The organism is Caulobacter sp. GW822-FHT07D08, assembly GCF_058798735.1.
The window spans coordinates 21,832-48,659 of the sequence record NZ_JBXAKU010000009.1 but is presented as its reverse complement, the minus strand read 5'-3'; the positions used below and the strand labels follow the sequence as shown (position 1 = coordinate 48,659).

The 26,828-nt window shown below is 68.8% G+C and carries 27 protein-coding genes; 16 read left to right on the top strand and 11 right to left on the bottom strand.

The annotated features are described in order from the left end of the window. Positions 1-30 precede the first annotated feature (30 nt). The 4 genes from AC1RJ9_RS17220 to AC1RJ9_RS17205 all read left to right on the top strand — a co-directional run bounded on the left by AC1RJ9_RS17220 (position 31) and on the right by AC1RJ9_RS17205 (position 4,652). Positions 31-1,110 (top strand): HlyD family secretion protein, encoded by a 1,080-nt coding sequence (locus AC1RJ9_RS17220; protein ID WP_492838146.1) that lies wholly within the window; start codon positions 31-33, stop codon positions 1,108-1,110. Continuing rightward, entirely contained in the window at positions 1,110-2,648 is a 1,539-nt protein-coding gene (locus tag AC1RJ9_RS17215; protein ID WP_492838144.1) for a DHA2 family efflux MFS transporter permease subunit, read from the top strand. Before AC1RJ9_RS17220 ends, AC1RJ9_RS17215 begins: the two co-directional genes overlap by 1 nt. Continuing rightward, on the top strand, positions 2,632-4,077 hold the full coding sequence (locus AC1RJ9_RS17210) for an efflux transporter outer membrane subunit (protein WP_492838142.1): 1,446 nt from the start codon (positions 2,632-2,634) through the stop codon (positions 4,075-4,077). The genes AC1RJ9_RS17215 and AC1RJ9_RS17210 overlap by 17 nt, the downstream gene beginning before the upstream one ends. Before the next feature lie 125 nt (positions 4,078-4,202). Beyond that, entirely contained in the window at positions 4,203-4,652 is a 450-nt protein-coding gene (locus tag AC1RJ9_RS17205; RefSeq protein ID WP_492838140.1) for a DUF2147 domain-containing protein, read from the top strand. Between the two features lie 6 nt (positions 4,653-4,658). Here AC1RJ9_RS17205 and AC1RJ9_RS17200 read toward each other — a convergent pair whose 3' ends face one another. Genes AC1RJ9_RS17200 through AC1RJ9_RS17180 form a run of 5 tightly spaced genes read right to left on the bottom strand, consistent with a single transcriptional unit; the run spans position 4,659 to position 8,638 of the window. Beyond that, a complete protein-coding gene (locus tag AC1RJ9_RS17200) occupies positions 4,659-4,838 on the bottom strand; it encodes a hypothetical protein (protein ID WP_125157822.1) in 180 nt (59 codons plus the stop codon). A gap of 55 nt (positions 4,839-4,893) precedes the next feature. Beyond that, positions 4,894-5,223, bottom strand: a complete 330-nt coding sequence (locus tag AC1RJ9_RS17195; RefSeq protein ID WP_492838138.1) for a hypothetical protein — start codon at positions 5,221-5,223, stop codon at positions 4,894-4,896. Next, a complete protein-coding gene (locus AC1RJ9_RS17190) occupies positions 5,220-6,743 on the bottom strand; it encodes an FAD-dependent oxidoreductase (RefSeq protein ID WP_492838136.1) in 1,524 nt (507 codons plus the stop codon). Before AC1RJ9_RS17190 ends, AC1RJ9_RS17195 begins: the two co-directional genes overlap by 4 nt. 46 nt (positions 6,744-6,789) lie before the next feature. Further along, positions 6,790-8,265 (bottom strand): M56 family metallopeptidase, encoded by a 1,476-nt coding sequence (locus AC1RJ9_RS17185; RefSeq protein ID WP_492838134.1) that lies wholly within the window; start codon positions 8,263-8,265, stop codon positions 6,790-6,792. Further along, positions 8,255-8,638, bottom strand: a complete 384-nt coding sequence (locus tag AC1RJ9_RS17180; RefSeq protein ID WP_492838409.1) for a BlaI/MecI/CopY family transcriptional regulator — start codon at positions 8,636-8,638, stop codon at positions 8,255-8,257. The genes AC1RJ9_RS17185 and AC1RJ9_RS17180 overlap by 11 nt, the downstream gene beginning before the upstream one ends. A 127-nt stretch (positions 8,639-8,765) precedes the next feature. Between AC1RJ9_RS17180 and AC1RJ9_RS17175 the strand changes: the two genes are divergently transcribed. The 11 genes from AC1RJ9_RS17175 (at position 8,766) to AC1RJ9_RS17125 (ending at position 18,530) form a co-directional block, all read left to right on the top strand. Further along, on the top strand, positions 8,766-9,347 hold the full coding sequence (locus AC1RJ9_RS17175; protein ID WP_492838132.1) for a 2'-5' RNA ligase family protein: 582 nt from the start codon (positions 8,766-8,768) through the stop codon (positions 9,345-9,347). A gap of 32 nt (positions 9,348-9,379) precedes the next feature. Beyond that, complete coding sequence (locus AC1RJ9_RS17170; protein ID WP_492838130.1) at positions 9,380-9,727, top strand: ArsC family reductase; 348 nt, start codon at positions 9,380-9,382, stop codon at positions 9,725-9,727. A gap of 114 nt (positions 9,728-9,841) precedes the next feature. Then, on the top strand, positions 9,842-10,507 hold the full coding sequence (locus AC1RJ9_RS17165; RefSeq protein WP_492838128.1) for an HAD family hydrolase: 666 nt from the start codon (positions 9,842-9,844) through the stop codon (positions 10,505-10,507). Between the two features lie 223 nt (positions 10,508-10,730). Next, complete coding sequence (locus AC1RJ9_RS17160) at positions 10,731-11,117, top strand: DUF6249 domain-containing protein (RefSeq protein ID WP_492838126.1); 387 nt, start codon at positions 10,731-10,733, stop codon at positions 11,115-11,117. Between the two features lie 33 nt (positions 11,118-11,150). Then, positions 11,151-11,726 (top strand): RNA polymerase sigma factor, encoded by a 576-nt coding sequence (locus tag AC1RJ9_RS17155; RefSeq protein ID WP_492838124.1) that lies wholly within the window; start codon positions 11,151-11,153, stop codon positions 11,724-11,726. After that, on the top strand, positions 11,719-12,099 hold the full coding sequence (locus AC1RJ9_RS17150; protein ID WP_492838122.1) for a hypothetical protein: 381 nt from the start codon (positions 11,719-11,721) through the stop codon (positions 12,097-12,099). The genes AC1RJ9_RS17155 and AC1RJ9_RS17150 overlap by 8 nt, the downstream gene beginning before the upstream one ends. Positions 12,100-12,224: 125 nt before the next feature. Continuing rightward, positions 12,225-13,052, top strand: a complete 828-nt coding sequence (gene panB / locus AC1RJ9_RS17145) for a 3-methyl-2-oxobutanoate hydroxymethyltransferase (protein WP_492838120.1) — start codon at positions 12,225-12,227, stop codon at positions 13,050-13,052. Positions 13,053-13,247: 195 nt separating this feature from the next. Beyond that, the gene (locus tag AC1RJ9_RS17140) at positions 13,248-14,009 is read left to right on the top strand and encodes a tetratricopeptide repeat protein (RefSeq protein ID WP_492838118.1); all 762 of its coding nucleotides are present in this window, start codon (positions 13,248-13,250) and stop codon (positions 14,007-14,009) included. Next, positions 14,006-15,436: a PQQ-like beta-propeller repeat protein gene (locus AC1RJ9_RS17135; protein ID WP_492838116.1), complete on the top strand. Its 1,431-nt coding sequence runs from the start codon at positions 14,006-14,008 to the stop codon at positions 15,434-15,436. The genes AC1RJ9_RS17140 and AC1RJ9_RS17135 overlap by 4 nt, the downstream gene beginning before the upstream one ends. Before the next feature lie 147 nt (positions 15,437-15,583). Then, a complete protein-coding gene (der, locus tag AC1RJ9_RS17130; RefSeq protein WP_492838114.1) occupies positions 15,584-17,344 on the top strand; it encodes a ribosome biogenesis GTPase Der in 1,761 nt (586 codons plus the stop codon). 55 nt (positions 17,345-17,399) lie between these two features. Next, the gene (locus AC1RJ9_RS17125) at positions 17,400-18,530 is read left to right on the top strand and encodes a serine hydrolase domain-containing protein (RefSeq protein WP_492838113.1); all 1,131 of its coding nucleotides are present in this window, start codon (positions 17,400-17,402) and stop codon (positions 18,528-18,530) included. Between the two features lie 34 nt (positions 18,531-18,564). On the opposite strand, the gene AC1RJ9_RS17120 is transcribed toward AC1RJ9_RS17125, so the two are convergent. From AC1RJ9_RS17120 to radA, 5 genes are read right to left on the bottom strand one after another with little or no spacing between them, the layout of a single operon-like run. Further along, complete coding sequence (locus tag AC1RJ9_RS17120) at positions 18,565-19,320, bottom strand: SDR family NAD(P)-dependent oxidoreductase (RefSeq protein ID WP_492838112.1); 756 nt, start codon at positions 19,318-19,320, stop codon at positions 18,565-18,567. A gap of 48 nt (positions 19,321-19,368) precedes the next feature. Next, positions 19,369-20,358 carry a bile acid:sodium symporter family protein gene (locus tag AC1RJ9_RS17115; RefSeq protein WP_492838111.1) on the bottom strand — a complete coding sequence of 330 codons (990 nt, stop codon included), beginning with the start codon at positions 20,356-20,358 and terminating at the stop codon, positions 19,369-19,371. Positions 20,359-20,384: 26 nt separating this feature from the next. Then, positions 20,385-21,884, bottom strand: coding sequence for an amidophosphoribosyltransferase (gene purF, locus AC1RJ9_RS17110; RefSeq protein WP_492838110.1), 1,500 nt, complete (start codon positions 21,882-21,884; stop codon positions 20,385-20,387). Next, positions 21,881-22,498, bottom strand: coding sequence for a CvpA family protein (locus AC1RJ9_RS17105; RefSeq protein WP_492838109.1), 618 nt, complete (start codon positions 22,496-22,498; stop codon positions 21,881-21,883). The genes purF and AC1RJ9_RS17105 overlap by 4 nt, the downstream gene beginning before the upstream one ends. After that, positions 22,495-23,877, bottom strand: a complete 1,383-nt coding sequence (gene radA / locus AC1RJ9_RS17100) for a DNA repair protein RadA (RefSeq protein WP_492838108.1) — start codon at positions 23,875-23,877, stop codon at positions 22,495-22,497. The genes AC1RJ9_RS17105 and radA overlap by 4 nt, the downstream gene beginning before the upstream one ends. 122 nt (positions 23,878-23,999) lie before the next feature. On the opposite strand from radA, the gene AC1RJ9_RS17095 reads away from it, so the two are divergent. Then, positions 24,000-24,611, top strand: coding sequence for a hypothetical protein (locus tag AC1RJ9_RS17095; RefSeq protein WP_492838107.1), 612 nt, complete (start codon positions 24,000-24,002; stop codon positions 24,609-24,611). 10 nt (positions 24,612-24,621) lie between these two features. Here the strand turns inward: AC1RJ9_RS17095 and AC1RJ9_RS17090 are convergent, their stop codons facing one another. Further along, positions 24,622-26,799, bottom strand: a complete 2,178-nt coding sequence (locus AC1RJ9_RS17090) for a DUF6311 domain-containing protein (protein ID WP_492838106.1) — start codon at positions 26,797-26,799, stop codon at positions 24,622-24,624. Between the last annotated feature and the right edge of the window lie 29 nt (positions 26,800-26,828).

Genomic DNA, 26,828 nt, shown 5'->3' with positions numbered 1-26,828 from the left:
CCCAAAACCTATCGAGACGTGGAGCAGCGCGTGAGCGACGCTGAAGGTTACGACGCCATTGCCGAAGCCGAGGTCGGCGCGGCCAACAGGCGGCGCGAGAAGACCCTGGGCCAGCACCTGCGCTGGCCGCTGATGATCGGCGCGCCGCTGGTCGTTCTCGTGGGCATCGGCGCCTTCGTCGTGCTGACGGGCGGCAAGTCGGAGACCACCGACAACGCGTATGTCCAGTCCAGCCGCACGGGCATCAGCACCAGCATCGACGGCCGCGTGGTCGAGATCGACGTGCAGGAGAACCAGCGCGTGGCCAAGGGGCAGGTGCTGTTCCGCCTCGATCCGGCCGACTACCAGGTGGCGGTGTCGCAGGCCGAGGCCGCCCTGGCCCAGGCCCGCTTCGACGTGCAGGGCAAGCGCGCGGTCTACGCTCAACGCCTGGCCGATCTCGCCGCCGTCCAGGAGACCGCCGGCTACGCTCAGCGCGAGGCCGCCCGCCAGGGCGATCTGGCCGCCGCCGGGGTCGCCACCAAGGCCCAGGCCGACGAGGCCCGCCACGCCGCCGACCAGGCCCAGCGCCAGGTCGCCGTCGTCCGACAACAGATCGCCACGGCCCTGGCCGACCTCGGCGGTCGCGCCGACATCGCCACCGAGCAGCAACCCGGCGTGCTGGAGGCGTCCGCCAAGCTCGAGCGCGCCAAGCTGGACCGCTCTTACGCCGCCGTGGTCGCCCCGACCGACGGCGTCATCGCCAAGGTCGAGCAGCTGCAGGTCGGCCAGCGGGTCGAGGCGTCCAGGCCGCTGTTCTTCCTGATCTCCGGCAAGCCCTGGATCGAGGCCAACTTCAAGGAAGATCAGCTGGCCCATATGCGCGTCGGCCAGCCGGCGACCATCAAGGTCGACGCCTATGACAAGCCTTTGAAGGCTCATGTCGCCAGCTTCAGTCCCGGCACCGGCGCCAGCTTCGCCCTGCTGCCGGCCGAGAACGCCACCGGCAACTGGGTCAAGGTCGTCCAGCGCGTGCCCGTGCGCCTGACCCTGGACGACGCCGCGCCCAGCAACCTCTCGGCGGGGCTCAGCGCCAAGGCGAAGGTGGACATTCGCTCGGGCAAGCGCTGATGACCCCCAAGGCGCTCCAGGAGGGTCACGCCCGCGACGTCGCCAATCGCTTGCCGATCACCATCTCGGTGATGCTGGCGACGATCATGATCTCGCTGGACACCACGATCGCCAACGTCGCCCTGCCGCACATCCAGGGCAGCGTCTCGGCCTCGACCGACCAGATCACCTGGGTGCTGACCTCCTACATCGTGGCCTCGACGATCATGACGCCGCTGACCGGTTTCCTGACCGAGCGGATGGGCCGCAAGATGGTGCTGATCGTCTCGATCATTGGCTTCACCGCCGCCTCGATGCTGTGCGGGGTCGCGCAGAACCTGGTCGAGATCGTGCTGTTCCGCCTGCTGCAAGGTCTCTTTGGAGCCGCGCTGATCCCGCTGTCCCAGGCCGTGTTGCTGGACATCAATCCGCCCGAGCGCCACGGCCAGGCGATGGCCGTCTGGGGCGCGGGCGCGGTGCTCGGTCCGCTGCTGGGGCCCGGCCTGGGCGGCTGGCTGACCGACAATCTCGACTGGCGATGGGTGTTCTTCATCAACCTGCCGATCGGCATCCTGGCCTTCTGCGGCGTGTTCTTCTTTCTCTCCGAGAAGAAGAGCAGCGAGAAGCGCAAGTTCGACACCCTGGGCTTCCTGGCCCTGGCCATCGCCATCGGATCCTTCCAGCTGATGCTGGACCGAGGTCCCAGCCAGGACTGGCTGGGCTCGCGAGAGATCTGGGTCGAGCTGATCGTCGCCGTCATCGCGCTGTGGGTGTTCGGCGTCCAGCTGGCCACCGCCGAGAAGCCGTTCGTGGCGCGCGAGCTGCTGGCCGACGGCAACTTCATCACCTGCTGCCTGTTCGGCTTCTTCATCGGCATCCTGCTCTACAGCACCCTCGCCTTGCTGCCGCCGCTGATGCAGACCCTGCTGGGCTACCCGGTCGCCTTCACCGGCCTAGTCTCGATGCCGCGCGGCCTGGGCTCCTTCATCGCCATGTTCGCGGTGGGCCAGCTGATGGGGCGGATGAACATCAAGCTGCTGCTCAGCATCGGCCTGGCGATCAGCGCGCTCTCGCTCTGGCAGATGAGCCACTACAATCTGGAGATGGACACGACCCTGCTCGTGACCTCGGGCTTCCTGTCGGGGGTCGGCACCGGCCTGATCTTCGTCCCGCTCAGCACGATTGCCTTCGCCAAGGTCATGCCGCAGCATCGGGCGGAAGGGGCGGGGCTCTTCACCCTGATCCGCAACATCGGCTCGGCGGCGGGCATCTCGATCATGCAGGCCCTGTTCGTCAGCGGCATCGAGAAGCACCACGCGGTGCTGGTCGAGCACGCTCGGCCCGACAACCCGCTGTATCAGGCCTACGCTCCGAACGTGTTCTCGACCGAGGCCGCCATGGCCGCGTTCAACGGCGTGATCGGCCGGCAGGCGGCGATGCTGTCCTATCTCGACGACTTCCGGCTGATGCTGGTGATCACCATCGCTTGCGCGCCGCTCATCCTTCTCATGCGTACCCCGAAGCCCGGGGCGAAGGCCGCCAATGTCTCCGACCACTAAGCTCCTGACCGCCTTGCTGGCGGCGACTAGCCTGTCCGCCTGCGCGACCGTGGGGCCGAACTTTCAGGCGCCGGACGCGCCCAAAGCCGCCTCGACCCTGGGCGCGGGCGAGACGGCCCCCGCCGCCGCGCGCCTTGACGCCGACACGGCCAACGCCGGTCCGTGGTGGACGGCGCTGAACTCGCCCGAACTGGACGCCGTCATCCGCCAGGCGCTGAAGGATAGCCCGACGCTCGCCGAAGCCGACGCCACCTTGGCCCAATCGCAATCGGCCTTGGCGCAGGCGCGCGGCGTGGCCGGACCTCAGGTGACAGGCAACGCCGGCGTCGCCCGCGAGCGCGCCAACCTGCAGTCGTTCGGCTTCACGGGCTTTGGCGACATCCAGCTCAGCAACCCGACCTTCAGCCTCTATTCGGTCGGCGGCGCGGTCAGTTACGACCTCGACCTGTGGGGCGGCAATAGACGCCGCATCGAGGGCGCCGCCGCGCGCGTCGAAGCCCAGGGGCGCCGCGCCGAGGCGGCCTATCTCAGTCTCACCGCCAATGTCGCCCTTCAGGCGGCGACCATCGCTACGCTGCGGGCCCAGATCGCCAGTGTCGAGCGGATGATCGCCGACGACCAGGCCAATATCGAGCTGATCCGCAAGGCCAACGCCCTGGGCGGCTCGACCAGCCTGGCCAAGGTCTCGGCCGCAAGCCAGCTGGAAGAGGACCGCGCCCAACTGCCGGCCCTGCAGGGCGAACTGGCCGCCGCCCGCCACGCCCTGGCCGTGCTGATCGGCAAGGCCCCGGCCGACTGGAGCGCCCCGGCCTTCGATCTGTCGACCATGGCGCTCGGCGCCCCCGTGCCGGTGGCCCTGCCGTCGCAACTGGTTCGCAAGCGTCCCGACATCCTGGCCGCCGAGGCCGAGTTGCACGCCGCCACCGCCGACATCGGCGTCACGACGGCCGACCTCTATCCGAACCTGAAGCTGACAGCCTCGCTGACCCAGGGCGCGCTGAAGCCGGGCGATCTCTTCTCGTACGACGCCAGTGGCTGGGACATCGGGGCCGGCCTGACCGCGCCGATCTTCGACGGCGGCGCCCTGAAGGCCCGTCGCCAGCAGGCCCGCGAGGCCGCCCGCGCCGCCAGCGCCCGCTACCAGCAGACCGTGCTGACCGCCTTCGGCCAGGTCGCGGACGCGCTGTCGGCCCTGTCGGCCGATGAAGCGGCGCTCGCCGCCCACGCCCGCACCGAGCAGCAGGCGACCGAACGCCTGCGTCTGGCCAGGGTCGCCTTCGACAAGGGCGGCGGCACGCTGCTGGAGGTCGTCGACGCCCAGCGCACCCTCAACGCCGCCCGCTCGGCCCAGGCCCGCGCGCAGGGCCAACGCCTCGTCGACGCCATCCGCCTGTTCGCCGCGACCGGGGCCGATTGGCGCACCGGTTGACCGAATAAGGGGACGCCTCAATTCTGACGGCTTCACCTCGTCTTTCCGAGCGGCTAGCTTCGCGCCCCGATGGGGTACGGGTTGGCGTAGCCGCTGAGAGAAGGACGGCCGTGATGAGCCGAAGCATGTCGCGTGGACTGGCTGTGGCGGTAGCGCTGTGGGCCGGGGGCGGAGCCGCCTTCGCCCAGACCGGCGCCGCGCCGCGTCCGGGGGACATCTACGGCGTCTGGCGCAATCCCAAGGGCAGCGTCCATATCGAGATCAAGCCGTGCGAGGCCCGCACCTGCGGCGTCGTCGTCTGGGCCAATGACCACGCACGCGCCGACGTGAAGAAGAAGAAGAACCAGGATCTGGTCGGCATGCAGCTGCTGCGCGACTTTTCCGCCGCCGATCCCAACGAGTGGAAGGGCCGGGTCTATGTACCCGACCTGGACATGACCTTCTCGGGCCAGGTCAAGCTGCTGGACCGCGCCTCGCTGAAGGCCAAGGGTTGTCTGCTGCCCAACTTCCTCTGCAAGTCGCAGACCTGGACGCGGGTCGACACCGCCACGGCGAGTACGGCCAAGGCGTCCTGATCGGGCTCAGGCGTGGCGACCCGAGCCGCCGGGCTTCTTGCCGCCGCCGTCCTGCTTGTTGACCGTGGCCCAGGCCCGGCGCTCGGCTTCTTTGTCCGAGACGCCCTTGGCCTCGTAGCCTTCGGCGATGTGGTCGGCCTTGCGTTCCTGCTTGTCGGTGTACTTGCTCTTGTCGCCCTGGGGCATGGCGGAACTCCTCTGCTGAGGACCTAACCGGCCATGTCCGTTCGAGTTCCTCGGGCTAAGCTTCGAACGAGAGTAGCGCCAGCAGCGCCCCCTCGGTGTCCGAGAGCCGCCAGCCGCGATAGGCGAAGACCACGCCTTTGCGGAAATCGGCGGCGGCCTGGTCGCGCAGGCGGGGCAGGGCGGCGAGGCCGCGTCCGGCCGGAAACAGGCGCTTGCCGAGGGCGCCGGCGGTGACGGTCGGGTGCTGCTCGCGCCAGGCCTTGCCGATCCGCTGGACGGCGGCGGCGTCTAGGCCGGCGAAGACGTCGGGCGTGGCGGCGCGGGCCAGGGCCGGCGTGGCGGCCAGCGCCACCAGTGCGGCCAGGAGGTCGCGGCGGCTGGTCATTGTACAGTCTCGCTCTTCAGGTGATCGGCCAGGCGCATGCACAGCGCCAGGATGGTCAGGGTCGGATTGACGATGCCGGAGGTCGGGAAGACCGAACTGCCGGCGACATAGAGATTCTTCACCTCGTGCAGGCGCAGGTTCGCGTCGACGACGCCCTTCCTCGGATCGGGGTGCATCCTCGTCGCGCCCATGTGGTGGCGCGAGGCGCTGGAGGTCGCCAGCAACTTGTCACGCGGGATCGACCAGCACAGCCGGCCCTGGCCCGAGGCGCCGAACGCGTCGGCCAGCCCCGCCACCGACCGCTCCAGGTCGGCATAGTCCTTCTCGCCATAGATCCAGGTCAGGCGCACGCGCGGCATGCCCAGCGGGTCCTTGTGCTCCGGATCCAGGGTCACGCGGCTGTCGGGATTGGGGAAGTGCTCGGTCATGGCGAAATAACCCAGCAGTTGGGCCTCGTCCTGGCCGGCGATGCGGCCGCTGGTCCGACGGATCGCTTGCGTGTCGGCGCCGACCTTGGTGTCGGTCCCGGAGGGCGTGGCCTTGTAGAGCGTGGCGGTGAAGTTGCCGGTCTTCATCCGCGCCTGGGCCTTCAGTCCCGAACCGATCACGCAGTGGGGCGACAATCGCTTGGCCGGCGCATAGAGCTCCAGCGGCGCGGCGCGCGTGACGGCTACGACCGAGCCTTCGGTCTCGGCGTCGCCGTCGTTCGAATAGGTGACGTGGCCCTGGAAGAACCGCCCGACCAGGTCGTGGCCGTTGCCCAGGTTCTCGGAGGCCAGTAGCAGGCGGACATTCTCGATGCCGCCGGTCGCCAGCACGTAACGCCTGGCCTTTGCGGTGTGGTGAGAGCCCTTGAGGCAGGCGACGTCCAGGCCAACGATTTCAGCGCCTTGCCGGCGAATTTTCACGACGTTGGCGTAGAGATAGACGGTGATGTTCGGCGCGTCGGCGAACTTCGTGCGCCAGGCGTCGAAAGCCGCCTTGTCGCCGCCGCCCGAGAATTTCGAGAATACGCGCGGCGCCGGAAAGAAGCCGTCCGCCGGGTCCAGCGCCAGGGGCTGGCGATCGGGTTCGGTCGGCTTTGCCATCTCCAGCGGGAAGCGCGGGATCTCCAGCAGGTCGCAGGCCCGGTCGTAGTAGGCCTGCATCTGGGGGCGGGTGACGGGCCAGCCGCTGTAGGGGATCCAAGGCCGCTCGGCGAAGTCGGCGGGGTCCAGCGGTCCGCACTTGCCGCCCCACACGTGGCCCGAGCCGCCCAGGGCCCTGATGCGGGACTGGACCGGATAGTTGTCGAACGGCCGGTCGGGATTGCCGGGCGCTTTCTGGACGCCGGAGCCGGCGTAGAGGGCCTGGTTCTCCATGTCGATTTCCAGGCCGCCGCTCTCCAGGATGGCGACCTTCAGCGGGCCGCCGGCCAGCTCCTTGGCCAGGGTGATGCCGGCCAGGCCGCCGCCGATGATCACCAGATCGGCCTCGATCCGGCTGGCTTCAGGCAAAGTCCGGGCGTCGATGATCGCCATCGTTGAAAAACTCGCTGATTTTATTGGGGAAGTTTGGGGCGGTCCCTTAGGACCGCGCGCCCCGGCTCTTCAGGTAGTCGACGATAGCGCCGTGGCCGTTCTTGCGGGCCTGACTGAGCGGCGAGCGCATCTCGCCTTCATTGGCCTCGACCGCGCGGTTCACGTCGGCGCCATGCTCGACCAGGTAGGCGACGATGGGCAGGCTTCCCGCCTGGGCGGCGTTGATCAACGGGGTCTCGTCGCCGGGGACGAAGATCTCGACATTGGCGCCGCGCGCCACCAGGGCCTGGACGATGTCGAGGTGGCCGGACAGCGAGGCCTGGATCAGCGGGGCGCCGTCGCCCCGCACGGCCAGGTTCGGATGGGCGCCGGCCGCCAGCAGGGCCTGGACGATGTCCATGCGGCCGCGACGGGCGGCTTCGATCAGCGGCGAGCCGTCGCCGACGACCACCGTGTTCACATCGGCCCCCAGGGCGATCAGTTCGCGCACGGCGGCGATGTCCTTGGCGCGCACGGCCTCGAACAGCGGTTGGCCCAGGTGACGGGCGGCGGCTGCCTTGGCTTGGCCGGGGCTCCGCTGGACGACTTGGGCCGGCTGGGCGGCCCAGGCGGCGACCCCGGCCGAGAGGCCAAGGACCGCGACGACGGCCGCGCCGGCCAGGTGGCGGCCGCGATGGGCATGGTGACGGGTGAGCAAGGTGAAGCGCTCCTTCAGTTGGTTGTTGGCCGAGGCGGGCCAATGGCAGCCCAGCGGCGGGGCGAAGGCGGCCAGCTGGGTCTTCAGCATGGCTTCGCCATAGGCGCGGCGGGTCTTGGGATGACGGGCCAGCACGGCGGCGTCGCAGGCGATCTCCTGATCGATCCGCAGCACGGCCGCGCCGAGATGGACGAGGGGGTTGACCCAGAACAGGCACCGCAGGCCGGTGACCACGGCGTTGATCTGCGCGTCGCCGACGGCCAGGTGGTTGCGCTCGTGGGCGATGATCAGGGCCTGCTCCTCGGGCGTGAAGCGCTCGGCGAAGTCGGCGGGCAGCACCACGCAGGGCGCCAGCGCGCCGATCACGGCCGGACCGACGCCGGGGCGCTCGGCGAGCAACAGGCTGGCGTCGTCGGTGACGCTGAGCCGGCCCAGCGACCGCACGAACCGGCGCTGGCGCTCGGCCTGGACAACCAGGCCGGCGAAGGCGACGACGGCCCACAGACCCAACACGATCTTGGCGATCGGCAGGGCGCGGAGTTGGCTCGGGATAGACGGTGGAGGCGGCGTGGTTGTGGGCGACGACGGCCCGTCCGCCCTGGCGGTCGCGACGGGCGTTACGGCGACGACGGGCGCGGGCAGGACGACGGTGCGGGCCGGGATCAGCAGGGCCAGGATCGACAGCGGCACGACCAGCCACAGCGCATAGGCGCTGCGGGCCCCGAACGCGGCGCGGACCGGCTTGCGCAGGGCCAACGCCAGCAGCACGGCCGCCGCCAGGGCCAGGTTGGCTTTGGCCAGGAAGAGGATCAGGTCACTGGTCATCGTCGATCTTGTCCAGCAGGCGGCGCAGTTCGGCGATGTCCTCGGGGTTCAGCTTCTCGCGCTTGGAGAAGTGGCTGACCAAGGGCGCCAGGCGTCCATCGAACAGGCGGTCCAGCAGGCCCTGGCTCTCGGAATCCACATAGTCCTCGCGGCCGACCAGCGGACGGTAGAGGAAGCGGCGGCCATCCTTGTCGGCGGCGATCACGCCCTTCTTCAGCAGGCGGTTCAGCAGGGTCTTCACCGTGCCCTCGGCCCAGCCGTGGTCCTTGGCCAGGATGGCCAGCACGTCCTCGGCGGGCTTGGGGCTGTCGGCCCAGAGCACCTTCATGACTTCGCTTTCGGCGGCGCTGATGCGTTGCGGGTTCGTATCCATGCTCTGACGATTACGCACGTAAACGTTCCAGTCAAGCCATCGATTACACGCGTAAACGAATTGTAATGCGGCGGTTGGACGCGAAGCCGAAGCGGCTTAACCCTGGCGGCCGAGACAGGAGGGCCGGATGGCCGAGACATTGCAGATGGGCCTGCCGGGCTTCGACCCGCCGACGCCGACCGACCGGCTGATGTTCCTGCTGTATCCGGACCCCGCGACGGCCGAGCGGATCGCGACCGAGGCGCGCCGGCTGAAGGTGGCCCTGGGCCTGCGCGGCCAGCCTCTGCTGACCGACCGCTTCCACATCACCCTGCATCACCTGGGCGACTATGTGGGCCTGCCCAATGACATCGTGGCCAAAGGCAAGGACGCCGGGGCGGCCCTGAAGGCCGCGCCGTTCGAGGTCGCGTTCGATCAGGCCGTCAGCTTCGCCAACCGGCCGGGGAACAACCCCTTCACGCTGCAGGGCGGGGAGGGCGTGCGGGATCTGATCGTGTTTCAGAAGGCGCTCGGCGAGGCCATGGCTTGGGTTAAGCTGAAGCCCGACAGCAGCTTCACCCCGCATATCACGCTGCTCTACGACGGCCAGGTGATCCCGGCCCAGGCCATCGCCCCGATCCGCTGGACGGTGGACCGCTTTGTGCTGGTGCAAAGCAAGCTGGGCCAGACCCAGCACATCGTGCTCCAGGCCTGGGACCTGACCGGGTAGGATCAAGGGGATTCGCGCCAGGAGACCCGGCCATGACCCCGACGATGTACGGCATCAAGAACTGCGACACGGTCGCCAAGGCGCGCAAGTGGCTGGAGGCGCGCGGCCAGGCCTATGACTTCCACGACTACAAGGCGGTCGGGATCGATCGCGCGACGTTGGAAGGCTGGGTCCAGGAGCACGGCTGGGAGACGATCCTGAACCGCGCGGGCACGACCTTCCGCAAGCTGGACGAGGCCGATCGCCAGAACCTGAACGCCGACAAGGCCATCGCCCTGATGCTGGCCCAGCCGTCGATGATCAAGCGCCCGGTGCTCGACCTGGGCGACCGTCGGCTGGTCGGCTTCAAGCCTGAGATCTACGAAGCCGAGATCGGCTAGTCCGCGTTTCCCTCGCGCCGTGAGCGAAGTTTAAGACGACAATTTCCAGGAGATCGGTCTATCACTGGACGGAAGGTCTCGCGTCGTCGCGAGCCATGAGGGGGTTTTTGACGCGTGGGGGACGCTGTCTCGCGATACGAGCTGGTCATCTTTGACTTCGACGGCACGCTGGCCGACAGCGCGGCCTGGATGATGCGGGCTGTCAATCCGATGGCGCGCCGGTACGGCTTCAAGACCGTCACCAACGAAGAGATCGAGATGCTGCGCGGCCGCAGCACCCGCGAGGTCATCCGCTATCTGGGCGTCTCGCCCTGGAAGCTCCCCTTGATCGCTCGCGCCGGCAAGAAGCTGATGGCCGCCGACGCTCACACCATCCCGCTGTTCCCCGAGACCGCCCGGATGCTGCGCGCCCTGCACGCGGCCGGCGTGAAGATCGCCGTGGTCAGCTCCAATAGCGAGGCGGTGATCCGTCGCGTACTGGGCGAGGAGTTGGGCGAACTGATCAGTCTCTATGCCTGCGGCGCGTCGCTGTTCGGCAAGGCCCGCAAGTTCAAGCAGGTCACGGCCCGAGGCGTCAGCCGCGACAAGGTCATCTGCATCGGCGACGAAACCCGCGACATCGAGGCCGCCCGCGCGGTGGGCCTGGACTGCGGCGCCGTCGGCTGGGGCTACGCCAAGCCCGCGATCCTGGCCCAGCACCAGCCCACGGTGTCGTTCGCCACGATGTCCGAAATTATCTCGTACGTCGGCGCGTCCAGACCGGCGGTCGGCGGCGACTAGCCTTCGAGGGCGCCTGCCGCAGCTCTTGGGGTTTCGTTGCGCCGCGGTCCTGATGGTCGGCGGCCCTTCGGTATGGCGTCGTCCGGCCCTCACGATCGTCTAGCTTTTGTTGGCCTTACGAAAGTTTCATCCCGGCGGGCGCCTCCAATCAGGACCGTGAACGCCTCTTACCAGTGAAGGCGGCGCGGGGGCGTCGTCCAAACAACTCGTTGGAGGATTTAAAATGGGTCCTGAAATCATCGTTCCGATCGGCGCCTTCGCCATGATCGTCGCCATCGTCTGCCTGCCGTTCTACTTCAAGAGCCGCGAGCGTCGCGAAATGCAGCGCACCCTGCGTGTCGCCATCGAAAAGGGCCAGCCGATCCCGCCCGAGGTGATCGAGGCGATGAGCCGCAGCGTGAAGACACCGCCGACCCGTCTGCGCGATCTGCGCACCGGCGTGATCTGGCTGGCGATCGGCATCGGCATCGCCGGCGCCACCTATTTCGGCGACTTCATTCACGGCGGCGACGACTTCGACGGCTTCGGCATCGCCTGCATCCCGGTGGTGATCGGCGTGGCCTTCATCGTGCTCAGCTTCTTCAATCCGAACAAGGAAGAGCGGGTCTAGGCGGCTCGCGAGCCTTGGGAGGGGCTTGATCCAATGGGCATGGAACGCCCACCAACTGGCCACGACGTCGAGCTCGCCGCGCAAGCGGCGGCGGGCGACCGCCGGGCCTACGGGGAGCTGGTGCGCAGGCACGGCTCGGCTGTCCGGGGTCTCTTGAGACGCATGGGCGCCGATTCGGCCACCGCCGACGACCTGGCCCAGGACGCCTTCATGACGGGCTTCGAACAGGCCGCCGAGTTCCGCGGGGAGGGGACCTTCGGGGCCTGGATCAGAAAGATCGCCGCGCGGCTCTACCTGAAGAAGGTCAAGCGCGAGGCGCGTCTGATCTTCTCGGACACCGTCGAGCCGGTCGAGGACGTCATGGTGCGTGACGCGTCGAAGGACGCGGCCAGCCGCATCGACCTCGACGAGGCCCTGAAGTCGCTGTCACGCGGGGAGCGCCTGTGCGTCTCCCTGTGCTACGGCGCCGACTGGTCTCACGCCGAAGCGGCCGAGGCCTTGAATATCCCGATCGGCACGGTCAAATCCCATGTCAAACGTGGTTTGGATAAACTCCGGGCGAGGCTCGCCCGGCCAGAGGAAGGGGCGAGGAGGGAAGCTCATGGCTGAACCCGATTTCGAAGCCCAACTAAGCCGCATGTTCGCCGAGCCGCCGTCGTTTCCCGACGCGGCCCTGTTCAACGCCGAGGTCGCGGCCAAGCTGGACCGCGGTTGGGCGATGCGGCGCATGTTCATCGCCGTGGCCGGTGGCGCGGCGGGCCTGGTCGCGGCTTTCCAGATCCTGTCGAGCCGCTTCTCCAGCGAAGTCGCCCAGCTGTCGAAGAATGGCAGCCACACGCTGGAGAACGAGATCAGCGCCGGCGTGGCCAAGTTCAACGCGGTGCTGACGACCCCGTCCAGCGCCGAGGCGGTCTGGCTGGCGGCCGGCCTGGCGGTGGTGGCGCTGGCGTTCTTCGTGACGCGCGCGGTCGAGGACTTCTGACGCCACGGGCCGAAGGTCCGGTGCGCCGTACCGCCTGGATGGCGCTATCGCCGTTCATGTTGCGGTGCGGCGCGATCCGGCCCACAAACGGCGCCCTAAAAGAAGCCGCTTAGGGAGCGCTCGCCGTGTCCGCCCATCGTGAAGAGACGGTCCGCCGTCTGGCCGCCCCCGACATCACCGCCCGCAAGGGCGGCGTCCCCATCGTCTGCCTGACGGCCTACACCGCCCCGGTCGCCGCCGCGCTGGACGAGGCCTGCGACCTGCTGCTGGTGGGAGATTCGCTGGGCATGGTGGTCCACGGCTTGCCCAACACCGTCGGCGTGACCCTGGACATGATGATCCTGCACGGCCAGGCGGTGATGCGCGGCTCCAAGAAGGCCATGGTCGTCGTCGACATGCCGTTCGGCTCGTACGAGAACTCGCACGAAGAGGCCTACGCCAACGCCGTGCGGATCATGAAGGAGACCGGCGCCCAGGCCGTGAAGGTCGAGAGCGGCCTGACCGTGCCGGCGACCATCGCCTACCTGACCCAGCGCGGCGTGCCGGTCATGGGCCATGTCGGCCTGCGCCCCCAGGCCGTACTGCTGGAGGGCGGCTTCAAGGCCAAGGGCCGGGACGAGGCCGGCCGCGCCAAGGTGCTGGAAGAGGCCCGCCTGACGGCGGAGGCCGGCGCCTTCGCCATCGTCGTCGAGGGCGTGGCCGAGAGCCTGGCCCGCGAGGTTACGGAAGCGGTCTCGGTCCCCACCATCGGCATCGGCGCCTCGGCCGGCTGCGACGGCCAGGTGCTGGTCGTCGACGACATGCTGGGCCTGTTCGACTGGACCCCGAAGTTCGTCCGCCGCTACGCCGACCTGAAGGGCGAGATCGAGCGCGCCGCGGCCGAATTCGCCCGTGACGTGAAGGATCGCAGCTTTCCAGGCGACGCCGAGACCTATTACGCCAAGAAGCCCTGAAAGCGCTTTCGCGATGAACCTCGAACGTCGATCGAAATCGCGGTTCCAGCGGGCGTTGCGGCCCGGCGCGGCACGCTATAGGTTCGCCGCCTCGGCGAGCGGCCCTCCGCCCGCCACAATCTGTCTTCAACCCAGCGGCGTCGCTCCAGTGCGGGCGGCGTGCCTGGGCTAGCGCCTGTTTCGGAGCCTCGTTTCGTGGTCGATGTTTTTGACGAAGTCGAAGAACAGCTTCGCTCCGAGCGCTATCGTACGCTGGCGGTGAAATCGCTGCCGTTCGTGGCGGCGGCCGTGGTGGCCGTGGTGATCGGCGTCGGCGGCTACTGGGGCTGGACCTCGTACCAGACGACCCAGGCCAACAAGGCCTCGGAAGGCTATCAGTCCGCGCTGGAAACCGCTCAGAAGCAGGGGCCGGCGGCGGCCTTCGGCCAGTTCAAGACCGTCGCCGACGGCGGCGCCGCGGGCTACAAGGCCCTGGCCCTGCTGCAAATGGGCGACATCCGCCTGGAAGAAAACAAGACCAAGGAGGCCGTCGGCTATTTCGACGAGGCCGCCAAGGCCGCGCCGAACGCCCTGCTGGGCGATCTGGCCCGCCTCAAATCCGCCTTCGCCCTGATGGACACGGCTCCCTACAAGGATCTTGAGTCGAGGTTGACGCCTTTGGCGGGGGAAAGGAGTCCGTACCGCGTGTACGCCAAGGAAGCGCTGGCCTTCGCCAAGCTGCAGGCCGGCGACCTGAAGGGCGCGCGCGCCGACTTCGTGATCCTGGCCAATTCGCTGGACAGCAGCACCTCGGAAGAGGTGCGCCAGCGCGCCCAGGCGGCCATGCAACTGATCGACTCGGGCACCGCCAAGGACCTGGCCGCCGCCGTGAAGGCCGCCGCCGCTCTGCCGCCCATGCCGCCGATGAGCCAACTGCCCGCGGGCCTCGCTCCGCAAGCCGCCCCTAACGCCCAATGAGCCGCCTGATGATCTCCAAGCGTTCCGTCGCCCTGGTCGCGCTGATGTCGGCGTCCATGGCCGTCACCGGCTGTTCGACGGTTTCGAAGCTCAACCCGTTCCACGGCAAGGACAAGAACAAGTCCACGGCCAGCCAGGGGCAGCGCATCTCGATCATCGCCTTCGACCAGAAGGTCGAGGCCAACGAGACGCTGAAGGGCGCGGACTTCTTCCTGCCCGAGCCGGTCGTCCAGACCGAATGGCGCCTGCCGGGCGGCAACGCCGAGCAGTCGATCGAACACGTCGACGCCGGCAAGGGTTTTCAGATCGCCTGGAAGAAGGGCTTCGGCAAGAAGAGCGGCAAGACCTTCCACGTCACCGCGCCGCCGGTCTCGGCCGAGGGCCGCATCTTCGTGATGGACGGCGAGGCCGACGTCGTGGCGATCGACGCCAAGTCGGGCTCGCAGATCTGGCGCAAGGACCTGCGTCCGGCCGCCGGTTCGATCAAGAAGGCCGGCTTCATGGGCCTGCTGCCCAAGAAGAACGACCGCACGGGCTTTGGTGGCGGCCTCGCCGTCGGCGCCGACAACAAGCTCTATGTCGCCTCGGGCTTCCGCTTCGTGGCCCAGATCGACGCCGCCTCGGGCAATCTGAACTGGACGCAGCCGGTCACCACTCCGATCCACGCCGCCCCCACCGTCGCTGACGGCCGCGTGTTCGTGGTCTCGACCGACAACGAACTGCTGACCTTCGACGCCGCCACCGGCGCGCCGGGTTGGACCTACCAGGCCCTCAGCGAACCGGCCCGCATCCTGGCCGCCTCGACCCCCGCCGTCAGCGGTGACACCGTCGTGGCCGGCTTCGCCTCGGGCGAACTGGTGGCCTTGCGCGCGACCAACGGCAACGACCTGTGGAGCGAGGCCCTCAGCCGCGCCAGCCGCACCAACGCGCTGTCGGAAATCCGCGATATCCCGGGCCGCCCGGTGATCTACAAGGGCGACGTCTTCGCCGTCAGCCACTCGGGCGTCTTCGCCGCCACCGACCTGCGCTCGGGCCAGGCCCGCTGGAGCCTGCCGGTCACGGCCATCACCACCCCGTGGGTCGCCGGCGACGTGGTCTATGTCGTCGACAAGGCTGGCCAGGTCATCTGCGTCTCGCGCGAAAACGGCTCGGTCTATTGGATCCAGGACCTCAACAACACCGAGGCCCTGTCCAAGAAGCAGAAGAAGAAGCGGGCCAAGCATCCGATCCTGTGGTCGACCCCGATCCTGGCCAATGGCCGCCTGATCACGGTGTCCAGCGCCGGCGAGGCCGTCGCCCTGAACGCCAAGACCGGCGCCAAGGAAAAGACCCTCAAGGTCGGTTCCTCGGTGCTGATCAATCCGATCGCGGTCGGGGACATGATCTACGTCGTCACGGATGACGCGGAACTGATCGCCATCCGCTAAGCCAAGAAGGCGCGCCTTCGGGCCCGCTCGACATCTTGAAACGCTCTTGAGCCCGGGTCCGCGAAAGCTGGCCCGGGCGTTCGCTTTTCCAACGCCTTTTGCGGGCTCGTTTTGCGACTTGGGTGAAAATCGACTACTGGACACCCTATGCCTTTGAAACTCGCCATCGTCGGCCGCCCCAATGTGGGCAAGTCCACGCTGTTCAACCGTCTGGCCGGCAAGAAGCTGGCCATCGTCGACGACCAGCCGGGGGTCACCCGTGACCGCCGCTACGCCGACGGCCGCCTGGGCGACCTCGACCTGCACCTGATCGACACCGCCGGCTTCGAGGACGTCGCCGACGAGAGCCTGGAAGCGCGCATGCGCGCCCAGACCGAACTGGCGATCGAGGAGGCCGACCTCTCGCTGTTCATCTACGACGCTCGCGAAGGCGTCACGCCGCTGGACGAGGTGTTCGCCGCCCTGCTGCGCCGTCGCGGCAAGCCGGTGATCATCGCCGCCAACAAGGCCGAGGGCAAAGCCGGCCAGTCGGGCATCGGCGAGGCCTACAAGCTGGGCCTGGGCGAGCCGATCCCGATCTCGGGCGAGCACGGCGAAGGCATGGCCGAGCTGTACGCCGCCATGCTGGAAGCCGTTCCCGAGGACCAATATTCCGACGACGAGGATGACGAGGACAAGCCGATCCGGCTGGCCATCGTCGGCCGTCCGAACGCCGGCAAGTCCACCCTGATCAACCGCCTGATCGGCGAGCAGCGGCTGCTGACCGGTCCGGAGGCCGGCATCACCCGCGACTCGATCTCGGTCGACTGGATCTGGGGCGACAAGAAGGTGCGCCTGGTCGACACCGCCGGCCTGCGCAAGAAGGCCAAGGTCCAGGAGAAACTGGAGAAGCTCTCCACCCAGGACACCATCCGCGCCATCACCTTCGCCGAGGTCGTGGTGCTGGTGATGGACGCCACCCACCCGTTCGAGATCCAGGACCTGCAGATCGCCGACCTGACCGAGCGGGAAGGGCGGGCCCTGGTGTTCGTGCTGGCGAAATGGGACCTGGTCGAGGACCAGGCCGCGACCCTGGCCGCCTTCCGCGAGCACGCCGAGCGCATGCTGCCCCAGGTGCGCGGCGCGCCGGTGGTGGCGCTGTCGGGCGAGACCGGCAGCGGCGTCAACAAGCTGATGCCGGCCGTGCTGAAGATCCACAAGGACTGGTCGACCAAGGTCAAGACGCGCGACCTGAACGACTGGCTGCAGATGGCCATGCAGCGCCACCCGCCGCCCGCCGTCAGCGGCCGCCGCGTGAAGCCCAAGTACATGGCCCAGACCAAGGCCCGTCCGCCGACCTTCGTGCTGTTCTCCAGTCGCGCCGACCAGATGCCCGACCACTATCGGCGCTATCTGATCAACTCCTTGCGCGAAAGCTTCGACCTGCCGGGGGTGCCGCTGCGCATCACCATCAAGTCGGGCGCCAACCCCTATGCCGACGGCGAGGCCAAGGGCCACAGCGGCCGGGGCAAGCGCGAGTTCGAACGCCGCGAGCGCGAGGAGGAACGCATTCGCGCCTCGCGCAACACGGTCAAGAAGTCCAAGCGCCTGGCCGACGAAGCCGCCGCCAAGGCCGCGATCGAGGCGGGCCTGCCCGACCCCCGCGAGGCCAAGCCGGTCAAGAAGAAGGCGCCCGCCGCCAAGGCGGCTCCGGCGGTCGAAAGCGCCGTGGCCGCCGAACCGGGCAAGGCCGCGGTCAAGTCGGTCAAGAAGCTGGGCCCCAAGGTCCAGAAGAAGGTCTCGACCGCGCCCAGCTACAAGGTCGGCGCCAAGTCGGCCGGCGGCAAGGCGGCGGGACCCAAGCGTCCGGTGTCCGGCGCGCGCACCGTGCGTGGCAACACCGGTCCCGGCAAGTCGAAGGGGCGCTGAGCCTAAACTTCGCCATACGCGTTCAGCCTTGTGGGCTGAACGTGGAGGGACGCCGATGCGAGGCTTGGGGCTGGCGTTGATCTTGATGGCGCTGCCGGCGGCGGCGTCGGCGGCCGACTACAAGCCCGTGATTTGCACCAGCGCGGTGACCTATGCCGGCCCGCCGCTGCATCCGGCCGTCGCGCCGCCGCTGCTGGCCGAGGTCCCCAAGGCTACGCTCGATCCGGAAGCGGTCGCGCGGCTGGAGGCGGCGTTCGTTCAGGCCAAGGCCGCGACCAAGGCGCCGGCCATGACCGCCGCCGTGCTGATCCCCGGCAAGGGCGCCTGGAGCCGCACCGACAGTGGCGAGCAACCGCCGATGCTGTTCTGGGCCAGCGCCGGCAAGAGCTTGGTCGCCATCGTCGTCCTGCAGCTGGCCGAGGCCGGCAAGCTCAAGCTGGAAGATCCTATCTCGAAATACGTGGCCGGCGCGCCCAACGGCGACGTGGTGACCCTTCGCGACCTGCTGGCCCACACCAGCGGCCTGTTCAGCGCCAACGAGGATCTCAAGGCCCGCGCCGAGCGCCGCGCCCATACCCTGGACGAGGACGTGAAGATCATCGCCCGCCATGGGGCCATGTCATGTCCCGGCGAGCGCTGGCGGTATTCCAACACCGGCTACGCCCTGCTGGGCAAGGTGATCGAGACGGTCGACGGTCAGACGTGGCAGGCCGCCGTCGAGGCGCGGGTCATCAAGCCGCTGGGCCTGAAGTCGCTGCGGATGCTGGCTGACGGCGACAGGGCCGAGGACGTCGCCAAGCTGGTCTCGGCCAAGGAAGCCCCGATCGAGCCCGCCTGGGCCGGCGCGGCGGGCGGCGCTGTGGGCTCGGCCGAGGACATGGCTCGGGTCTGGGCGGCGCTGCTGGGCGGCAAGCTGCTGAAGCAGGAGACTCTGACGGCGATGTTCGGCCAGCTCTATCCGATGTTCGATGCCGGCGGCTTCTACGGCCTGGGCGCGATGGTCATCGAAGTTCCGGAGGCCGACGGCTCGAAAAGCCTTTGGCTAGGACATCTGGGCGGTACGCCGGGCGCGAGCGCCGTGGTGGCCTATTCGGTCAGGGACCAGGCGATCGTGGCCGCCGCCCTGACCGGAGATGGCTCGGCGACCGCCACGGCGAACCTGCTACTGAAGCAGCTCCGCCGTTAGGCCGCTTCCCGTTCGCCCTGCGGGTCTCGGATTTCTAGGCGTCGATGCTGGGCGCTTCCTGGCCCCGATCCTTGAAGCGAACCACGCCCTTGGGCGGCTGGCGGTCAGGGCGGACCAGGTCGATGATGAACGGTACGATGGTCTCGGGCGCGGGAACGGTCTGGGGATCCTCGCCCGGGAACGCGCCGGAGCGCATCCGGGTGCGCATGGCGCCGGGATCGACGCACAGGGCGCGGACGGCGGTGTTCTCCATCTCGTCGGCATAGACGTCGACAATGGCTTCGAGGGCCGCCTTGGTGGCCGCGTAGGCGCCCCAGAAGGCCGGCCGGGTCTTGGCGACGCTGCTGGAGAAGAACAGGGCCCGGCCGGCGTCCGAGGCGCGCAGCAGCGGGTCCATGGCGCGGATCAGGCGCCAGTTGGCCGTCAGGTTGGTGGACAGGATCATGTCCCAGCCCTTGGGCTCCAGGTGGCTCACCGGGGTGAGGGGACCCAGCAGGCCGGCCGCGCCGACCAGGATGTCCAGCTTGCCCCAACGCTGATGGATGGCCGCGCCCAGATGGTCCAGGCCGTCAGGCTCGCGCAGGTCAAGCGGGACCAGCGTGGCGCGCTCGCCGGTGGCCTCCAGGATGGCGTCGTCCAGGGCCTCGAGGGCGCCTTGCGTGCGGCCCACCGCGATCACGTGGGCGCCGGCCTTAGCAAGGCCCAGGGCGACCGCCCCGCCGATGCCGCGCGTGGCGCCGGTGACGAGGGCGATGCGGCCGGCCAGCGGCTTTTGGGAGTCGGAAGTCATGGGCGGGTTCTAGAACAGGCGAGGGCGGACGGAAACCGGGGCAAGCCCTTAAGCTTCCATCTCCTGTTCGGCGGCCTTCCGGGCGTAGTGCTGGGCGATGACCGAACAGGCCATCAGTTGGATCTGGTGGAAGATCATCAGGGGCAGCACGATGATCCCCGCCGTCGGACCAGGGAACAGGATGCCCGCCATCGGCACGCCGGTGGCCAGGCTCTTCTTGGAGCCGCAGAAGGTGATGGCCCTCTCGTCCTCGGGCGAGAAGCCCAGCGCCCGCGCCCCGAAGGTGGTGGCGGCCAGCACGACGGCCAGCAGCACGCCGCAGACCGCCAGCAGGATCGCCAGCTGCAGCGGCGAGATCTTGTGCCAGATGCCGCCGACCACGGCCTCGCTGAAGGCTGCATAGACGACCAGCAGGATCGAGCCGCGATCGACATAGCCGATCAGCGACTTGTGCCGCTGTATCCACGCGGCGACCAGCGGCCGGGCCATCTGGCCGGCGATGAACGGCAGCAGCAGCTGGACGACGATGTCCCGCACCGATGTCCAGCCGCCCGCCGCGCCGCCCTGGGTGTGCATCAGCAGGCCGACCAGGACCGGGGTGATGAAGATGCCGAACAGGTTGGAGGCGCTGGCCGCCACGACGGCGGCCGCGACATTGCCGCGCGCGATCGAGGTGAAGGCGATCGACGACTGCACGGTGGAGGGCAGGCAGCACAGGAACAGAATCCCGGCCGCCAGGGTCGGCGGCAACAAATTGAGCTTGGTGGTTAGCAAGCCCAGGATCGGGAACATCACGAAGGTGAAGGCCAGGATCAGCAGGTGCAGGCGCCAGTGGGTCAGGCCCGCCACCACGTTGTCGCGCGACAGCTTGGCCCCGTGCAGAAAGAACAGCAGCGCGATGGCCAGCTTGACGACGATGTTCAGGCCGTGCGCGGCCTCGCCACGCACGGGCAGGATCGAGGCCAGCACGACCATGCCGAACAGGGCGAGGACGTACGGCTCGAGCTTCAGCTTCTCGAGAACGCTCTTCAGGCTCATGCCGCCACTTCTTCTCTAGGGCGGACTTAAGCGCTGAGCAGCGAAAGCTGCCTGTCGTTGGTCTCGTTGCGGCCCTCGGCGATTTCGCGATCCGTCAGGCGGGTCGGATAGTCACCGGTGAAGTAGTGGTCGGTGAACTGCGGGGCGGCCGGATCGCGCGGGCCGGCTTCCAGGGCGTCGTACAGACCCTCGACGGACAGGAAGCCCAGGCTGTCTACTTCCAGGAACTTGGCCATCTCTTCCAGCGACTTGTTGGCCGCCAGCAGCTGTTCGCGCTCGGGCATGTCGATGCCGTAGAAGTCGGGCCACTTGATCGGCGGGCTGGCCGAGCGGAGGTGGACTTCCGTGGCGCCGGCCTCGCGGACCATGCGGACGATCTTCAGCGAGGTGGTGCCGCGCACGATCGAGTCGTCGATCAGGACGACGCGCTTGCCGGCCAGGATGGCGCGGTTGGGGCTGTGCTTCATGCGCACGCCCAGTTCGCGCACGCCTTGGGTCGGCTGGATGAAGGTGCGGCCCACATAGTGGTTGCGGATGATGCCCATCTCGAACGGGATGCCGCTCTCCTGGGCGTAACCCAGCGCCGCCGGCACGCCCGAGTCGGGCACCGGCACCACGACGTCGGCCTCGACGCCGGTTTCCTTGGCCAGGTTCCGGCCCATGCGCTTGCGCACGCCATAGACCGAGCGGCCGTTCACCACGCTGTCGGGGCGGGCGAAATAGACATATTCGAACACGCAGGGGCGCGCGGCCTGGGTCTGGAACGGCTTGGTCGAGGTGATGCCGGTTTCCTCGATCACCACCATCTCGCCGTGCTCGATGTCGCGCACGAAGCGGGCGCCGATCATGTCGAGGGCGCAGGTCTCGGACGCCAGAACGGGTTTGCCTTCCAGGTCGCCCAGCACCAGCGGGCGGATGCCCAGCGGGTCGCGCAGGCCGATCATCTTCTTGTTGGTGATGGCCACCAGGGCGTAGCCGCCTTCGATCTGGCCGACCGCGTCGATGAAGCGGTCGACGATCTTGGCCTTCCGCGAACGGGCGATCAGGTGAAGGATCACTTCGGAGTCCGAGGTCGACTGGAAGATCGCGCCTTCCTGCACCAGGCGCTCGCGCAGGGTCAGGAAGTTGGTCAGGTTGCCGTTGTGGGCGATGGCCACGCCGCCGGTTTCCAGATCGGCGAACATCGGCTGGACGTTGCGGATGCCGCTGCCGCCGGCCGTGGAGTAGCGGGTGTGGCCGATGGCCAGGGCGCCCGGCAGGCGCTGGACGAGGTCGGCCCCGGTGAAGGCGTCGCCGACGTGGCCCATGTGGCGTTCGGTATGGAAGCGATTGCCGTCGAAGGCGGCGATGCCGCAGGCCTCCTGGCCGCGGTGCTGCAGGGCGTGCAGGCCCAGCGCCGCGATGGCGGCGGCGTCACGGACGCCGAAGACGCCGAACACGCCGCACTCCAGGCGCAGGGTGTCGTCCTCGGGATCGCGCCACGGCGACGAGGAATAGCGGTCGGTCGACTGGCCCAGGAAGGTCATCGTGATTTCTCCACCAGGTCGTCGAGCTTCCGACGCTGGTCATCATCATAGCCTTTATCCGACGACTTCTCGCCGGACGTATTGTCGCCGCCCTCATGAACGGCTTCCTTGATCGCCGGGGCCAGCTTGCCGGCCAGGGCCTTGCCCTTCGGGGCGAAGACCTTGAGCACCGCGCCGCTGGCTTCGGACAGGGGATAGAACATGGAATCCTGAACCCAGTGCGGCATGCGGTCCGGCGGCGTCGCCAGGTGCAGCAGCAGGTTGAAGACGCCAAGGATGACCACGGCCCGGATCACCCCGAAGGTCGCGCCGACCGCGCGGTCCAGGGCTCCGGCCGAGGTCTCGTGCAGGCTGGCGGTCAGCTGGCCGCCGATCAGGCGGATGATCAGGAAGAAGACGACGAAAACCACCACGATGGCCGCCGCCGTGGCGGCCCAGTCGGGGTCCATGAGGTTGCGGAAGATCGGGCCGGAGATCCGCAGGCCAAACAATGAGATGGCGGCCGCGATAATGAACGACAGGGCCGAGGTCAGCTCGCGTGACGCGCCGCGCACCCACCCGGTGACGCCGGAGACCAGCAGCAGGAGCCCGGCGATGATGTCGAACGGCGTCACGTCAGGCTGCTCCAGATCTCGTCGCCGATCCGGCGGACGGCGTCGGCGACACGGGCGACGCCCGCGACCGGCAAGGCTCCGCCGCCTTCAGGGAGGCCGGAGAGCGGTCCGAGCGCCCGGCCAAATCCCAGTTTCGCGGCTTCCTTCAAACGCGTCTCCATCCGGCTGACGGGCCGTACTTCACCCGACAGGCTGAGTTCGCCGAACACGACGCAGTCCTGGGGCAGGGCGACGTCCAGGGCGGAGGAGGCCAGGGCCGCCGCCGCGGCGAGATCCGCCGCCGGCTCCGTGATCCGGAGGCCGCCAGCGACGTTCAGATAGACGTCCTTGTCGCCAAAACCAAGGCCGCATCGGGATTCCAGGATCGCCAGCACCATGGCGAGCCGTCCGGAGTCCCATCCGACCACGGCGCGGCGCGGCGTTCCGTACGCGGAAGGCGCGACCAGTGCCTGGAATTCCACCAGGACGGGTCTCGAGCCCTCGATACCGGCGAAGACGGCCGCGCCGGCCGAGCGTTCGCCGCCCTCGTTGAGGAACAGGGCCGAGGGATTCTTGACCTCGCGCAGGCCGACATCGCCCATCTCGAAGACGCCGATCTCGTCGGTGGCTCCGAAGCGGTTCTTGGCCCCGCGCAGGATGCGGAACGGATAGCCACGCTCGCCTTCGAAGGCCAGGACCGCGTCGACCAGGTGCTCGACCACGCGCGGGCCGGCGATCTGGCCGTCCTTGGTCACGTGGCCGACCAGTAGAATCGCCACGCCCTTCTTCTTGGCCAGGCGCACCAGTTCGGTGGCGCAGGCGCGGACCTGGGTGACCGTACCGGGCCCTGCCTCGTGGGCGTCGCTCCACATCGTCTGGATCGAGTCGATGACCACCAGATCGAAGTTGTCGCGCTTCAGGCCATCCAGGATGTCGCGCAGCGAGGTCTCCGCCGCCAGGCTGACATTGGCTTGGGCCAGGCCCATGCGGTCGGCGCGGCCGCGGATCTGCTCGACGGCTTCCTCGCCGGAGATATAGGCGCAGGAGACGCCCCGCAGGGCGGCGCTGGCGCAGACCTGCAGCAGCAGGGTCGACTTGCCCACCCCCGGGTCGCCGCCGATCAGGATCGCTGAGCCCGGGACCACGCCGCCGCCGCAGACGCGGTCGAACTCGTCGACGCCCGTCATGATGCGCGGAGGCGGGGCGGTGTCGCTCTGCAGGCCGGTGAACTGCAGGCCGCGCACGCGGGTGGCCTTGGTCGTCGCCAGGGCGCCGGGCGGCTTGGCGCCGACCTCCTCGACCAGGGTGTTCCAGCTCTGGCAGGCGGGGCACTGTCCGGACCACTTGGTCTGGACCGCGCCGCAGGACTGGCAGGCGTAGACGGCGCCGTCGCGGGCCATGGGGTCTCCTGATTCTCGGATAGCGGGAGACTACAGGTTGGCGAGGCGCTGCGCCAAAGCCGGACGCAGCCAAGCTGTGGGCCGATGCGTTTGCATCGCGGCAGGTGGCGAGGAGCGAGACGATGAACAAGGCCTGGTGGGCGGCGATCCTGGCGACGGCGGCCCTGACGGCTTGTGGTCGCGCCCAGCCCAAGGACCCGGACGCTTCCGCCCGCGTCGAGGTCAATGGCGCCGAAGTCACCGTCGGCCAACTGCGGAAGGATTCCGCGCGCGCAGAGATGGCGGCGGCTAAGGGAACCAAGCCTCTGACCCCGGCCAGCCTGCCAGCCCTGCTGCCGGCCACGGTCGGCGGCTTCGCGCGCACCGATGTCCGGAGCCAGGCCGGGACCGAGCCGGGCATGACCAAGGTCAGCGCCCGCTACGTCAAGGATGGCGCGGCCTTCACGCTGGAGGTCGTGGACCTTGGCGCGATCGGTTCGGTCGGGGCCAGCGACAGCGCGGTCGGCTCGCACAGCACGCGTCGGACGGCCACGGGCTACGAGACTGTCACCACCGCCGGCGGCCGCACCGTTACCGAGCAGTGGGACGAGGCCGCCAAGTCCGGCCGCTACGCCGTGGTCGCCGCCGACCGCTACACGATCTCGGCCGAGGGCTCGGCCGGCAGCGCGGCGGTGCTGAAGGCGGCCGTCGAGACGGTCAACGCCGCGCGGTTGCGGGCGCTAGCCGCCAAGTAGCGCGTGGCGCCTACTGGCTGATGATCACCTTCTCAACGCCCAGGCCGATGCTGCGCGGGTCCTCCGGCGTCGGGGGATTGGGGGCGCCGATCGTGTACTCGATCGTCAGCGGCTGGCCCGGCGTGACGAGGTCGGCCGGAATGCTGACGCGATACGGGCGCCAGTTGGCCTTCTCGACGTTCCAGGTGACCAGCTTGCGGCCCTTCACCGACACCTCGATCTTCTGCATCACCTCGGGCGGCTTGTTGAAGCTCATGGCGTGCAGTTCGACGATCAGCGGCGCGCCGGCCGAGATGTCGGGGACGTTGATCGTCATCACCGAATGCGGGCCATTGGACCAGATCCCCTTGGGATCGGCGGCCGACCAGCCCGAGATCAGCTCTGGCGGGCTGACACCCTGGTCGAAATTGACCTGGGCCAGCACGCGGCTGCCGTTCGGGACATAGGGCGCGATCTCGGTCAGGCCCGGAACCTTGTCCAGCCCCTGGCCGCAGATCAGGCCGCGCAGGAAGCGGCGGCAGTCGGTGCGCTGGGTGAAGCGGCCGTATTCGGCGCCGGCGCTTTCCTCCATGACCACGGTGATGCGCGGATCGCTCGGCGCGGCGACCTTGAACAGGTCTTCCGGCGTCTGGCACGCGATGCCCTGGTCGCGGGCCGTCGAGGCGCTGTTCGACGTACCGCCGGTGCGCACCGCCGCCAGGGTCAGCTGCGAGATCTCCATCTGGTCGATGACGTTGTTGGCGCAGAAATAGGTCGGCGCGAACACCCAGGGCCGGTTGTGCAGCACCGTCGACTTCTCGAGGTCGACCGGATGATAGGACGGCGCGCCTTCGCTGAAGGTGTGGCGCACGCCGGCCCTCATCTCGTGGCTGTCGCCCCATTGCAGGCCGACGGCGATCGCGGCGATGGCCAGCAGGGTGATGGGGCGGGCGTAGCGGCCGATCTGCACGATCGAGACGGCGGTCAGCAGATAGCCGGCGGCCCAGAACAGGCGGCCATGGGCGCGGAACAGGCTCAGCCACTCGAACACGCCCGACAGCTTCGGACCGGTGAACAGCAGGCGCTGGGCCAGATACGGGTTGGGACCGATCGCCCAGAGGGTCAGCACGACCATGGCCAGGGTCAGCGGCAGCCAGCGGCGGCTCCACACGCGGGCGGGCGTCGGCAGCCAGCCGTGGCGCACCGACAGGAAGACGCCGGCGGCGATCGTGAACAGCACGCCCGCGCCCAGGTAGTTATAGCCCTCGAACCACTGGCCGCCATTGGGATCCAGGGTCTGCTTGAACCAGCCGCCCTCGAAGGTCTGGCCGAACAGGGCCGAGCCCTGCGGCAGGATCGGACCCAGGATGTTCATCGAATAGTAGCCGATGATCGGGCTCTTGCCGCCGCTGGCGCCCTGGCCGACGCCGTAGCCCAGCACGAAGGCGGTGAGGGCCATGCAGAGCAGCACCAGGCCCGCGGCCTTGGCGCAGTTCACCCAGGCTCGCGGGCGCTTCTGGGCGATCTCCGAGGCCATGGCCGCGGCGAAGCAGAGGCCGATCGGCGGCAGGTGATAGGCGTGTACGCCCATGGCCAGCGCCGCCAGGCCCGCGAAGACGCCCGCGCGACGCAAGGTCAGGCCGTGACGGATGCTGTCGGCCGCGGCGGCCAGGGCGAAGATCACCACCCAGTGGCCGCTCAGGGCCACGTGGCCGTGGCGCATCAGGAAGGCGGGCGTGAGCAGGGCCAGCAGACCGCCCATCGCCAGCAGCACGACCTGGCGCACGTCCAGGGCGCGTAGCAGGGTGATCATCGCCACCGGCTGCAGGGCGTAGGAAATCAGGAAGAACAGGCCCAGGCCGTTCAGCCAACGCCACAGGCCGGTGGCCTTCAGCACGACCGTCATCCAGGGGATGCTGTCGGTATAGACGACCGACAGCAGGGCCGGGGACAGCAGGCGGTCGGTGACGACCAGCGGGAAGCGCCAGGCCTGGCGGAACACCGCCTCCTGGCCGGCCAGCATGGTGGCCATGTCGTTGTGCGGCGCGCGCCAGAAGTCGGCATGGGCGCCGATCAGCTTGAAGCCGATCAGGTGATGGAAGAGGCCGACGGCGGCGACCACGACGGCCAGGGCGACCCAGCGCCAGCCCGTCTCCTGGCGCGCGGCGGTCAGCAGCGCGCGCTTGGCTTCCTCGTACAGGTCCGACATCGACGCGCCCCCGGGCGGAAACTCAATTG

Coding starts and splice junctions, on each gene's coding strand:
- AC1RJ9_RS17115 (WP_492838111.1), bottom strand. CDS start 20,358: ATGAGCCTGAAGAGCGTTCTCGAGAAGCTGAAGCTCGAGCCGTACGTC.
- AC1RJ9_RS17200 (WP_125157822.1), bottom strand. CDS start 4,838: ATGCCCCAGGGCGACAAGAGCAAGTACACCGACAAGCAGGAACGCAAG.
- AC1RJ9_RS17155 (WP_492838124.1), top strand. CDS start 11,151: ATGGGCATGGAACGCCCACCAACTGGCCACGACGTCGAGCTCGCCGCG.
- AC1RJ9_RS17195 (WP_492838138.1), bottom strand. CDS start 5,223: ATGACCAGCCGCCGCGACCTCCTGGCCGCACTGGTGGCGCTGGCCGCC.
- AC1RJ9_RS17205 (WP_492838140.1), top strand. CDS start 4,203: ATGTCGCGTGGACTGGCTGTGGCGGTAGCGCTGTGGGCCGGGGGCGGA.
- AC1RJ9_RS17090 (WP_492838106.1), bottom strand. CDS start 26,799: ATGTCGGACCTGTACGAGGAAGCCAAGCGCGCGCTGCTGACCGCCGCG.
- AC1RJ9_RS17180 (WP_492838409.1), bottom strand. CDS start 8,638: ATGGATACGAACCCGCAACGCATCAGCGCCGCCGAAAGCGAAGTCATG.
- AC1RJ9_RS17120 (WP_492838112.1), bottom strand. CDS start 19,320: ATGACTTCCGACTCCCAAAAGCCGCTGGCCGGCCGCATCGCCCTCGTC.
- AC1RJ9_RS17160 (WP_492838126.1), top strand. CDS start 10,731: ATGGGTCCTGAAATCATCGTTCCGATCGGCGCCTTCGCCATGATCGTC.
- AC1RJ9_RS17175 (WP_492838132.1), top strand. CDS start 8,766: ATGGCCGAGACATTGCAGATGGGCCTGCCGGGCTTCGACCCGCCGACG.
- AC1RJ9_RS17190 (WP_492838136.1), bottom strand. CDS start 6,743: ATGGCGATCATCGACGCCCGGACTTTGCCTGAAGCCAGCCGGATCGAG.
- AC1RJ9_RS17125 (WP_492838113.1), top strand. CDS start 17,400: ATGCGAGGCTTGGGGCTGGCGTTGATCTTGATGGCGCTGCCGGCGGCG.
- radA (WP_492838108.1), bottom strand. CDS start 23,877: ATGGCCCGCGACGGCGCCGTCTACGCCTGCCAGTCCTGCGGCGCGGTC.
- der (WP_492838114.1), top strand. CDS start 15,584: ATGCCTTTGAAACTCGCCATCGTCGGCCGCCCCAATGTGGGCAAGTCC.
- AC1RJ9_RS17135 (WP_492838116.1), top strand. CDS start 14,006: ATGAGCCGCCTGATGATCTCCAAGCGTTCCGTCGCCCTGGTCGCGCTG.
- AC1RJ9_RS17170 (WP_492838130.1), top strand. CDS start 9,380: ATGACCCCGACGATGTACGGCATCAAGAACTGCGACACGGTCGCCAAG.
- AC1RJ9_RS17095 (WP_492838107.1), top strand. CDS start 24,000: ATGAACAAGGCCTGGTGGGCGGCGATCCTGGCGACGGCGGCCCTGACG.
- AC1RJ9_RS17210 (WP_492838142.1), top strand. CDS start 2,632: ATGTCTCCGACCACTAAGCTCCTGACCGCCTTGCTGGCGGCGACTAGC.
- AC1RJ9_RS17215 (WP_492838144.1), top strand. CDS start 1,110: ATGACCCCCAAGGCGCTCCAGGAGGGTCACGCCCGCGACGTCGCCAAT.
- purF (WP_492838110.1), bottom strand. CDS start 21,884: ATGACCTTCCTGGGCCAGTCGACCGACCGCTATTCCTCGTCGCCGTGG.
- AC1RJ9_RS17150 (WP_492838122.1), top strand. CDS start 11,719: ATGGCTGAACCCGATTTCGAAGCCCAACTAAGCCGCATGTTCGCCGAG.
- AC1RJ9_RS17185 (WP_492838134.1), bottom strand. CDS start 8,265: ATGACCAGTGACCTGATCCTCTTCCTGGCCAAAGCCAACCTGGCCCTG.